The sequence below is a fragment of the Spirillospora sp. NPDC048819 genome (genome assembly GCF_040650055.1).
Classification (GTDB): Bacteria; Actinomycetota; Actinomycetes; order Streptosporangiales; family Streptosporangiaceae; genus Spirillospora.
Window position 1 is genome coordinate 135098 of record NZ_JBEZGN010000024.1, and the last position, 9565, is coordinate 144662.

Consider the following 9565-nt stretch of genomic DNA (forward strand, 5'->3'; position numbering starts at 1 on the left):
CACACGAGGCGTCACCGTCCGCATGGCGGCGCGGCTTCCGGCCGCCGCCGGGCGGCCCGGGCCGGGACGCATGGCCATCGGCTCTGGCGCATGGGCCGGCGGCTCACGCGCATGAGGCCGGCGGCCGGGGCGCGACGGCCGAACGAGTGCGTTCAGACCGTGGTACGGGGCCACGACGACCCGAGCTCAGGAGAGCGATCGATGAGCACTGTGGAGGCGCCGGCGAAATCGCGCGCCCAGTTCAAGGAACGTACGCTCCGCAAGGACAACTGGCGCCTGTATCCGGTGTCGATATTCGTGATCTTCACGGCGTGGGTGGTGTACGCGACCGTCCGGGCCTTCTGGGGCGCCGCGTTCTACGTGCCGGAGTTCCACTATCTGACGCCGTTCTACTCGCCGTGCCTGAACGAGATCTGCAACAACGTCACGGTGAACGGCCACACCGGCAGTGCCGCGGAGTTCGGGACGTTCCTCCCGGCGGGCACCCGGGGCTGGATCCCGTTCGCGGCGATCTCGCTGCCGTTCCTGCTGCTGTTCCGGCTGACCTGCTACTACTACCGCAAGGCGTACTACCGCTCGTTCTGGGCGTCGCCGGCCGCGTGCGCGGTGCGGGAGCCGCACGGCAAGTACACCGGGGAGCGGCGCTTCCCGCTGATCGGGCAGAACCTGCACCGCTACTTCTGGGTGGCGGCCGTCCTGATCTCCCTCGTCAACACCTACGACGCGATCCTCGCCTTCCACGGCAAGGACGGCGGGTTCGGCATCGGGCTCGGCACGCTCATCCTGGTCGGGAACGTGGTCCTGCTGTGGCTGTACACCCTGTCGTGCCACTCGTGCCGGCACATCGTGGGCGGGCGGCTGAAGAACTTCTCCAAGCACCCGTTCCGGTACCGGATGTGGGGCTGGGTGTCCAAGATCAACGAGCGGCACGGCACCTACGCCCTGATCACGCTGGGCTCGCTGGTGGTGGCCGACCTCTACATCGCGCTGGTCGCCAGCGAGACCATCTCCGACCTGCGTATCTTCAACTGAGGCCAAGGAATCATGACTGAGATCGAGAGGCACTCGTACGACGTCGTGGTGATCGGTGCCGGCGGTGCCGGGCTGCGCGCGGCGATCGAGGCGCGCCTCCAGGGCAAGAAGACCGCGATCATCTCCAAGTCGCTGTTCGGCAAGGCGCACACGGTGATGGCCGAGGGCGGCGCCGCGGCCGCGATGGGCAACGTGAACTCCAACGACAACTGGATGGTTCACTTCCGCGACACGATGCGCGGCGGCAAGTTCATGAACAGCTGGCGGATGGCCGAGCTGCACGCCAAGGAGTCTCCGGACCGGGTGTGGGAGCTGGAGCTGTGGGGCGCGCTGTTCGACCGCACCAAGGACGGCAAGATCAGCCAGCGCAACTTCGGCGGGCACGAGTACCCGCGGCTGGCGCACGTCGGCGACCGGACGGGCCTGGAGCTGATCCGCACCGCCCAGCAGAAGATCGTCGCCCTCCAGCAGGAGGACCACGCCGAGCACGGCGACTACGAGGCCAACCTCAAGGTATGGGCCGAGACGACGGTCACCCGGTTGCTGAAGGACGACGACGGCAAGATCTGCGGCGCGTTCGGCTACGTCCGCGAGACCGGCAAGTTCGTCGTGTTCGAGGCGCCCGCCGTGGTGCTGGCGACCGGCGGCATCGGCAAGGCGTTCAAGGTCACGTCCAACTCCTGGGAGTACACCGGGGACGGCCACGCGCTGGCCCTGCTGGCGGGCGGGACGCTGCTGAACATGGAGTTCGTGCAGTTCCACCCGACCGGGATGGTCTGGCCGCCGTCCGTCAAGGGCATCCTGGTGACGGAGTCGGTGCGCGGCGACCGCGGCGTCCTGCGCAACTCCGAGGGCAAGCGGTTCATGTTCGACTACATCCCCGAGGTGTTCAAGGACCAGTACGCCACCACCGAGGAGGAGGGCGACCGCTGGTACGACGACCCCGCGAACAACAAGCGTCCCCCCGAGCTGCTGCCGCGTGACGAGGTGGCCCGCGCGATCAACTCGGAGGTGAAGGCCGGGCGGGGATCGCCGCACGGCGGGGTGTTCCTCACCGTCGTCGACCGGATGCCGGGCGGCGCCGCCGAGATCGTCAAGCGGCTCCCGTCGATGTACCACCAGTTCAAGGAGCTGGCGGACGTCGACATCACCAAGGAGGCGATGGAGGTCGGCCCGACCTGCCACTACGTGATGGGCGGCGTGGAGGTCGACCCGGACACGGGGGCGGCGCTGGTGCCGGGGCTGTTCGCCGCGGGCGAGGTCTCCGGCGGCATGCACGGCTCGAACCGGCTCGGCGGCAACTCCCTGTCGGACCTCCTGGTGTTCGGTCGGCGGGCGGGGCTCGGCGCGTCCGAGTACGTGGACGGGCTGCCGGCGCGTCCCGCCGTGTCCGACACCGAGGTCGAGGCGGCCACGGCGGAGGCGCTCGCGCCGTTCGAGCGGGAGGGCGGCGAGAACCCCTACGCCGTCCACGCCGAGCTCCAGCAGACGATGAACGAGCTGGTCGGCATCATCCGCAAGGAAGAGGAGCTGAAGCAGGCGCTGGAGGCGCTCGGCAAGCTCCGTGAGCGGGTCGCCAACGTGAGCGTCGACCCCGTCGCGGTGAACGACGGGCGCGGCTACCACCCGGGCTGGCACCTCGCGCTCGACCTGCGGAACATGCTGCTGGTGTCGGAGGCGGTCGCCAAGGCGGCGCTGGAGCGGCAGGAGAGCCGCGGCGGCCACACCCGCGACGACTACCCGCAGATGTCGGCGGACTGGCGGAAGGTCAACCTGGTCTGCTCGCTGGCCGGCGACCCGTCCTCCCCGCACGTCGAGCTGAAGCGGCAGGACATGACGCCGATGCGCGACGACCTGCTGGAGCTGTTCGAGAACGACGAGCTGAAGAAGTACCTGACCGCCGAGGAGCTGCCGGCCGTCCTGGCCGAGGAGGTCAAGACGGAGGAGGCGGAGGCCGCGGCCGGGTCCGGCGCGACCGCCCTGGCGGCCGACGAGGCAGCCGACGGGGCGGCCGACGAGGCCGCCGCCGAGAAGAAGGACGAGGAGGGCGACCGATGAGCTACGAGGCCAAGTTCAAGGTCTGGCGCGGTGACGACGGCGACGGGGAACTCGTCGACTACACCGTCGAGGTGAACGAGGGCGAGGTCGTCCTCGACATCATCCACCGGCTGCAGGCCACGCAGGCGCCCGACCTCGCCGTCCGGTGGAACTGCAAGGCGGGCAAGTGCGGCTCGTGCTCCGCGGAGATCAACGGCATGCCGCGGCTGCTGTGCATGACCCGGATGTCGACGTTCGACCCGGACGAGACGGTGACGGTCACGCCGATCCTCACGTTCCCCGTGATCCGCGACCTGGTCACGGACGTGTCGTTCAACTACCAGAAGGCGCGGGAGATCCCGTCGTTCGACCCGGGTGACGCCAAGCCCGGTGAGCTGCGCATGCAGCAGGTGGACGTGGAGCGGTCGCAGGAGTTCCGCAAGTGCATCGAGTGCTTCCTGTGCCAGGACGTCTGCCACGTCATCCGCGACCACGACGACAACAAGGAGAACTACGCCGGCCCGCGTTTCCTGATGCGGATCAGTGAGCTGGAGATGCACCCCGCGGACGTCGCGGACCGGCGCAACATCGCGCAGGACGACCACGGCCTCGGCTTCTGCAACATCACCAAGTGCTGCACCGAGGTCTGCCCCGAGCACATCAAGATCACCGACAACGCCCTGATTCCGATGAAGGAGCGGGTCGTGGGCCGCAAGTACGACCCGGTGGTGTGGCTCGGCAACAAGCTCGGCATCGTCCGGAAGGGCCAGGACACCCCGTCGGCCTGACGGCCCGGCCGCCCGCGGCGCTTTCGTGAACGTCCCCCACCGCCCCGCGCGGCGGGGGACGTTCGCGTTCCGCCGTGGGAACGGCGCTCTGGCAAGCGGCGCTCCCGGAGCACGGCGGGCGGCGTGCCCCCGGAACGCCGCCCGCCGCTCCGCCGTTCCCCTTGAACGACGTGGACGCTGGACGGCCTGCCGACCGCACACGCCGCGAACAACACTCACGCACCTCCGGAAATCCGAACAGGGAATAGTGCACACAACGCGTGATGGATTCGTGATTGCTTTCCGGGGCCCCGGAAAGCCCGGGGCCCTTTAGCGTGGTGGACATGAGCGCCCTCGAACAGGGTTCGTTCCTCGCCGATCTCACTTCGGCGGAGCGAGCGGACCTGGAGTCCCGTGGCCGCGTCCGCGACTTCGAACGAGGTGAGACGCTCTTCGCCGAGGGGGAGCAGCCGGGCTGGGTCGCCGTCCTGCTGAGGGGCCGGGTCAAGGCGTTCTCCTACCGCGAGCAGGGCGGCGAGGCGCTGCTCGCGGTGCGCGGCCCGGGGGCGCTCCTCGGGGAGGTCGCCGCGATCGACGGGCTGCCGCGCTCGGCGTCGGTCGCCGCCCTCGAACCGGTGCGGGCGCTCGCGGTCACGGCGGACGAGTTCACGGCGTTCCTGCAGGCCCACGGCCGCGTCTCCATCATCATCATGCGGATGCTGTGCCAGCGCTGGCGGGACGCCGACCGCAAACGCGCCGAGTTCGGCATGTTCGACGCCACCGGCCGTGTCGCGCAGCGCCTCGTCGAACTGGCCGAGCGGTTCGGGGTGCCGTACGACCGCCGGACGGGCCCGGGGGAGGAGGGCCAGAGCGTCCGCATCACGCTGAACCTGTCGCAGGAGGAGCTGGCCGGCTGGGTCGGCGCGTCCCGTGAGGCGGTCAGCAAGGCGCTGCGGACGTTACGCGCGCACGGCTGGATCGAGACGGGACGGCGGCGCCTGATCGTCCATGACCTGCAGGCACTCCGCCGCCACGCCCGCTGACCCGCCGGGCGCATGCGGGCGCGCGACCCGTACTCTGTGCAGGATGCAGTTGCAGCAGCTCGCCTACTTCGTCGCGGTCGCGGAGGTACGCCACTTCACGCAGGCCGCCGAGCTCCTGCGGGTGGCGCAACCCTCGCTGTCGAAGCAGATCCGCGCACTGGAAAGCGAGCTGAACGTCTCCCTGTTCAGCCGCGCCCGGGGGAACATCACCCTGACGCCCGCCGGTGAGGCTCTGCTGCCACTGGCGAAACGCATACTGGCCGACGTCGACACCGCCCGCCTGGAAGTGCAGGAACTCGCCGGCCTCAAACGCGGCCGGGTCCGGCTCGGTGCTACACCGTCCCTCTGCGCGGGCCTCCTGGCGGACGTCCTGCGCCGCTTCCACGACGCGTACCCGGGGATTCAGCTCCTCGTCGAGGAGGGCGGCTCGCGTGACCTGGTCCGGGAGTTGACCCGCGGTTCCCTGGACATGGCCCTGGTCATCCTTCCGCTCCAGGGCGACCCTCCACTGGACACCACCCCGATACTGCGCGAGTTCCTCGTCGTGGCCTCCCCGACGGGCGCCGACCCGGCGGTCCCAGAGGGTTCCCTGAAGGCGGCGCAGCTGCCGCGCCGTTCGTACCTGCGCATCGAGGATCTGCGGAACCGCCCGCTGGTGATGTTCCGTCCCGGCTACGACCTGCGTGAGGCGACCATCAGCGCATGCCGCGCCGCCGGTTTCGAACCCAGGTTCGCGGTGGAGGGCGGAGAAATGGACGCGGTCCTGCGCTTTGTCGAGGTCGGTCTCGGGATCGCGGTCGTCCCGAGCATGGTCCTCGCAGGACGGCCCGGCCTGCGCGGCACCCCGCTCGTCCTGGCCGACGACGAGGCACGCCGCGGCCGCCACGGCCCCGGCCTGCTCCGCACCATCGCCCTCGCCCACCGCAAGGACGTCGAACTGACCCACGCCGCCCGCGCCTTCCAGGACACTTTGGAAACGTTCCTCGTAGAAGCGGGCCTGGCCGGCAGCCTCCCACCGGGCGTCGAAACCCTCGTCCACGACTGAGCCCGCTGGGGCACCTTCAACGCGTCCGACGAGAACCGCCCTGCTGTTCAGGAGCGGCGGCGTCATCGGGCATCTCGTCCATGAGCCGGCGCAGGTACTCGGCCGACAACCAGATGACGGCCAGGGCGTGGACGCCGAGCAGAAACGCCGTCAACAAGGAACGTTTCCGATCGCGCACCGTGCCCACACCCATTTTCCGGACGGCTGCGTCGCGGTGATTCCGCATTCGGATGCCAACGCCCGGACGATCGCCAGGCCCCGTCCTCCTTCGTAGTGACCCGGGTCGAGCGCCTCGGGGTCGGGAATGATGTCGTCCAGCGTGAGTTCGGTGACCGGACGGGGGACGGGCCGCGCGTCCGAGGAGTCCCAAACCCCGACGAGGACCGCCCCGGGCTCCCTGGTGAACCTGATCCGGATCTTCCGCTCGGGCGTCGCCGCGCACGCGTTGACGATCAACTCGTCCGCGATCAGCAGAACATCGCCGGCCAGGTGGGCCAGGCCCCACTCGTCCAGACGTATCCCGATCCGCTGACGCATTTCCCCGGCGAGCGTCTTCGCCGCAAGGCACATGCAATCCAATCCGTTCGAATTCACGACCTTTGTCCCATTTCGGACGCCCATCTTCCGCCCACCCTTTCCGTTGATCCGCGGGACAAGAATCGCGCCGTGGAGTTAGCTTGTCGCTGTTCCCCTGGAACATCGTCAACAAAGCGGAACATGCCCCCGGAGGACAAAATGGACGGCCGCTTCAGGGAATCCCCCGACCCGATGGAGTCCATGTGGGCTTGGCTGGCCTTCGACCTGCGGTTTTATCGGCTCAAGCACGGGCTGAGCGGTGAACGGTTCGGCCGGATCATCGGTGTCGTCCGCTCAACTGTTTCCAGGCTGGAATCGGGTGAGCTCAAGATCGATGAGAAACAGGCCATGGCCCTGGACGAGTACTTCGACACCGGTGGCCACTTCCTCCGGCTGCGCACCTACGCGGAACTCGGCCACGACCCGGACTGGCAGAAGCAATACGAGATCTTTGAGGCGCGGGCGACCTTGATGCGCCTCTATCACGGCCAGTTGGTGCCGGCGATCTTCCAGACCCCGGCCTACGCTCGTGCCCTGCTGATGTCCGGTCGTTGGCCGGACATCGAGGGCGCGGTCGCCGCGCGAATGGCCCGGCAAGCGGTCGTCCACAGGGCCGATCCTCCCGACCTCTGGCTGCTGCTGGCTCAGAGTGCGATCGACTGGCCTGTCGGCGGCCCGGAGACCATGCGGGAGCAGAACGCCCACCTCTTGGAGGTATCAGAACAGCCGAACGTCACCTTGCGAGTCGTGCCCAGATCAGCGGGGGCGCATCAGGGGCTCGACGGCCCGTTCATGGTCATCCGCGTCCCCGAAAGAGACCTTGCATTCGTGGAGGCACCCGGCGGTGGGCGTCTCGTGCTCGGCACCGGCGAGGTCCAGGAGTACGGGGTAAGGTTTGATCGAATTGCCGCCGAAGCGCTGTCTCCTGGCGCTTCGCGAACTTTGATCGGACAGGTCATGGAGGATCTGGCATGACGTCACCGGAGTGGCGCAAGAGCAGCCGTTCCACGTCCGGCACGACGGGTGACTGTGTCGAAGTTGCAGCCCTGCGGAAGGGCGTCGGTGTGCGGGACAGCAAGGCGCCCGGTGCTGGTCATCTGGTGTTGTCCGGCCAGGGCTTCGCCGAGCTGGTGGCCTGGGTCAAGCACGACGAGACCTCCGGCCAAGGCTCTTCGGCCACCCGGTAGCGGGTCCGGGGCAGGCGGGCGTCGGGGAAGGTGACCGACTCGCCCAGTCCGGCAGATCACTCCAGCCCCAGCAGGCCCTCGCAGCGTGCCCACTCGAAGAAGCCGGAGCCGTCGCACGGCAGGTACGCCTCGTGATCGGACAGGAGATCGACCACTGCGGCGGCGTCCGCCACCTCCAGGATCTTGTCGCGAACACCTCCGCAGAGCAGCTCTAGCGTGCCGATCACTTTGACGCCCCGTTCCAGGCCATGGCGTCGGCCCGCTCGGTCATCGACCAGCGCGGTGATGCCGTGGAACTCCGCATACGCCAACGTCGTCGCCTCGCCGATGTTGCGCATCCCGCCCCCGAAACTTCCGTGGTATTCGGAGAACAGGGCGAGATAGCCGAGGGCGGTTTCATTGACGATGGTCAGCCACGGTTGGGGCGCCACCTGGTACAACTGCGCGTGCTTGGGACCCCCTCGGAGCAGCTCTTCTTCCACGGCGTTCGTGATGAAGCACTCGTAAGCCGCCAGCAGTTTCTCCAGGATCGGGAGCTGGTTGGAGCGTGCGAAGTAGTTCGGCGGCGAGCTGTCGATGACGAGGCGTTGGCGGGTCAACGCAGCTCGCCTCGGAGCGCCTCCAACGGGATCTCATCGCGGACGGGCAGATCGTCGATGTCGATCTGGCCGCGCAGCATCTCGGTGACGCGCTCAGCGGACAGGCGGTGGGTCCGGTAGGCGCGAATGGCGGCCGCGGCGATGCCCGTCGGGACGTAAGGGGGGGTGAGTTCCTCCGTGACCCGCATGCCGCATTCGAGATAGTCGGCACGTGTTGGGGATCTGGAGTCGAGTGTCCGGTACTCGTCGTGTGTGATCAGGCCGAAGTTCTTCAGTTGGCGCAGGGTCGCGGTCCAACTCGTCCGGTACTCGGAGCTGAGGGTGATGGCGGCGGGTCGTAGGTCGTGCTCCTTGCGGAGGGCTCGCCAGCGTTCTGTGCACCCGACGCGGGGAAGGAGCAGATTGGCGGCGAACGCGTCGATAGCCCGTTCCGTCGTGCTGGTGCCGGCTCCCCAGTCGATGGAATATTGGTCGCCGAAGAGATGGTGCCCCAGCTCATGGGCGAGTGTGGATCTGCGTCGTCCAGCGTCGAGGTCTCCGTTGATGAGCGCCAGACCGATGCCCTCGACCTCGACATAGGCGCCGTCGCCGCCCTCGGCGCCGAGAGCCATGGAGTATGGGTACAGGCCGACTCGTTCCACTGCGTCGGCGAGATCGTGAAGTGGGGATCCGGTGTCCATGCCGAGCAACGACCTTGCGCTGGAGGCCGCTTTTTCGACATGCCATCCGGTGTCCCCGGGGGTGATGGCACTCAAGGAGCCCACCGCGTCGTTAGGCGCGAGGACGTGCACTCTAGCCAGAACGGCCAGGTCACGTGCGATGGCATCCAGAATCTGATCGCCCTTTGGATCGCTGCGTCGTCCCTCCAAGGCCGTGCGGCGGCTGACGACGGCGGCTGGAGGAGGCAGGACGAACCACTGGAGCGGACGGTCCAGGGCGTCGGCCAGGCGCACCAGCTCCAGCGAGCTGATCTGGCGTCGTCCTGCCTCGATCTTGGTGACGGCGGTCCGGTCCAGTCCGATCTCGGAGGCGAGGGCGTCCTGGCTGAGACCGCGTTCGCTTCGGGCCTCCGCGACACGCGCCCCCACCTCGCGCCATCCCTGCTCATCCATCATTGTGCCATTATCGCACACGACCCGGCGGTGCTCAGGAGGAGGCTTCTTCGGTGGCGTGGGGTGGGTGCTGCTAGGGCCTGTCTCGAAGTCTGGTGTGTGACGGTGTGTCGTGATCCTTAAACAGCGAGGTCTCCGGTAGAGGGTTCATCGACCAAGAAGAACCA

Annotated in this window: 11 protein-coding genes; 7 read left to right on the plus strand and 4 right to left on the minus strand. The window is 68.2% G+C overall.

Translation table 11 applies throughout. The annotated features are described in order from the left end of the window. The first annotated feature begins 201 nt into the window (after positions 1–201). The 5 genes from AB0C35_RS28495 to AB0C35_RS28515 all read left to right on the plus strand — a co-directional run bounded on the left by AB0C35_RS28495 (position 202) and on the right by AB0C35_RS28515 (position 5924). Positions 202–1032 (plus strand): hypothetical protein, encoded by an 831-nt coding sequence (locus tag AB0C35_RS28495; protein WP_358462085.1) that lies wholly within the window; start codon positions 202–204, stop codon positions 1030–1032. A gap of 12 nt (positions 1033–1044) precedes the next feature. Further along, positions 1045–3090, plus strand: coding sequence for a fumarate reductase/succinate dehydrogenase flavoprotein subunit (locus tag AB0C35_RS28500; RefSeq protein WP_358462088.1), 2046 nt, complete (start codon positions 1045–1047; stop codon positions 3088–3090). Beyond that, positions 3087–3857 (plus strand): succinate dehydrogenase/fumarate reductase iron-sulfur subunit, encoded by a 771-nt coding sequence (locus AB0C35_RS28505; protein ID WP_358462091.1) that lies wholly within the window; start codon positions 3087–3089, stop codon positions 3855–3857. Before AB0C35_RS28500 ends, AB0C35_RS28505 begins: the two co-directional genes overlap by 4 nt. A gap of 323 nt (positions 3858–4180) precedes the next feature. Further along, positions 4181–4879 (plus strand): Crp/Fnr family transcriptional regulator, encoded by a 699-nt coding sequence (locus AB0C35_RS28510; RefSeq protein ID WP_358462094.1) that lies wholly within the window; start codon positions 4181–4183, stop codon positions 4877–4879. 43 nt (positions 4880–4922) lie between these two features. Continuing rightward, on the plus strand, positions 4923–5924 hold the full coding sequence (locus tag AB0C35_RS28515; protein WP_358462097.1) for a LysR family transcriptional regulator: 1002 nt from the start codon (positions 4923–4925) through the stop codon (positions 5922–5924). Positions 5925–5940: 16 nt separating this feature from the next. Here AB0C35_RS28515 and AB0C35_RS28520 read toward each other — a convergent pair whose 3' ends face one another. Together AB0C35_RS28520 and AB0C35_RS28525 are read right to left on the minus strand one after the other, a co-directional pair. Then, a complete protein-coding gene (locus AB0C35_RS28520) occupies positions 5941–6078 on the minus strand; it encodes a hypothetical protein (RefSeq protein WP_358462100.1) in 138 nt (45 codons plus the stop codon). Next, on the minus strand, positions 6075–6494 hold the full coding sequence (locus tag AB0C35_RS28525; protein ID WP_358462103.1) for an ATP-binding protein: 420 nt from the start codon (positions 6492–6494) through the stop codon (positions 6075–6077). The genes AB0C35_RS28520 and AB0C35_RS28525 overlap by 4 nt, the downstream gene beginning before the upstream one ends. A 165-nt stretch (positions 6495–6659) precedes the next feature. Here AB0C35_RS28525 and AB0C35_RS28530 point away from each other — a divergent pair, with 165 nt between their 5' ends. Both AB0C35_RS28530 and AB0C35_RS28535 read left to right on the plus strand, forming a co-directional pair. Beyond that, positions 6660–7475, plus strand: coding sequence for a helix-turn-helix transcriptional regulator (locus AB0C35_RS28530; protein WP_358462106.1), 816 nt, complete (start codon positions 6660–6662; stop codon positions 7473–7475). Then, on the plus strand, positions 7472–7687 hold the full coding sequence (locus AB0C35_RS28535) for a DUF397 domain-containing protein (protein ID WP_358462109.1): 216 nt from the start codon (positions 7472–7474) through the stop codon (positions 7685–7687). Before AB0C35_RS28530 ends, AB0C35_RS28535 begins: the two co-directional genes overlap by 4 nt. A gap of 56 nt (positions 7688–7743) precedes the next feature. On the opposite strand, the gene AB0C35_RS28540 is transcribed toward AB0C35_RS28535, so the two are convergent. Then, positions 7744–8286 (minus strand): hypothetical protein, encoded by a 543-nt coding sequence (locus tag AB0C35_RS28540; RefSeq protein WP_358462112.1) that lies wholly within the window; start codon positions 8284–8286, stop codon positions 7744–7746. Further along, on the minus strand, positions 8283–9401 hold the full coding sequence (locus AB0C35_RS28545; protein WP_358462115.1) for an XRE family transcriptional regulator: 1119 nt from the start codon (positions 9399–9401) through the stop codon (positions 8283–8285). Before AB0C35_RS28545 ends, AB0C35_RS28540 begins: the two co-directional genes overlap by 4 nt. Positions 9402–9565 lie beyond the last annotated feature (164 nt).

What these genes read in the sequence shown, in the direction of transcription:
- AB0C35_RS28495 (WP_358462085.1), top strand. Translation starts at nt 202, where the DNA reads ATGAGCACTGTGGAGGCGCCGGCGAAATCGCGCGCCCAGTTCAAGGAA.
- AB0C35_RS28500 (WP_358462088.1), top strand. Translation starts at nt 1,045, where the DNA reads ATGACTGAGATCGAGAGGCACTCGTACGACGTCGTGGTGATCGGTGCC.
- AB0C35_RS28505 (WP_358462091.1), top strand. Translation starts at nt 3,087, where the DNA reads ATGAGCTACGAGGCCAAGTTCAAGGTCTGGCGCGGTGACGACGGCGAC.
- AB0C35_RS28510 (WP_358462094.1), top strand. Translation starts at nt 4,181, where the DNA reads ATGAGCGCCCTCGAACAGGGTTCGTTCCTCGCCGATCTCACTTCGGCG.
- AB0C35_RS28515 (WP_358462097.1), top strand. Translation starts at nt 4,923, where the DNA reads ATGCAGTTGCAGCAGCTCGCCTACTTCGTCGCGGTCGCGGAGGTACGC.
- AB0C35_RS28525 (WP_358462103.1), bottom strand. Translation starts at nt 6,494, where the DNA reads ATGTGCCTTGCGGCGAAGACGCTCGCCGGGGAAATGCGTCAGCGGATC.
- AB0C35_RS28530 (WP_358462106.1), top strand. Translation starts at nt 6,660, where the DNA reads ATGGACGGCCGCTTCAGGGAATCCCCCGACCCGATGGAGTCCATGTGG.
- AB0C35_RS28535 (WP_358462109.1), top strand. Translation starts at nt 7,472, where the DNA reads ATGACGTCACCGGAGTGGCGCAAGAGCAGCCGTTCCACGTCCGGCACG.
- AB0C35_RS28545 (WP_358462115.1), bottom strand. Translation starts at nt 9,401, where the DNA reads ATGATGGATGAGCAGGGATGGCGCGAGGTGGGGGCGCGTGTCGCGGAG.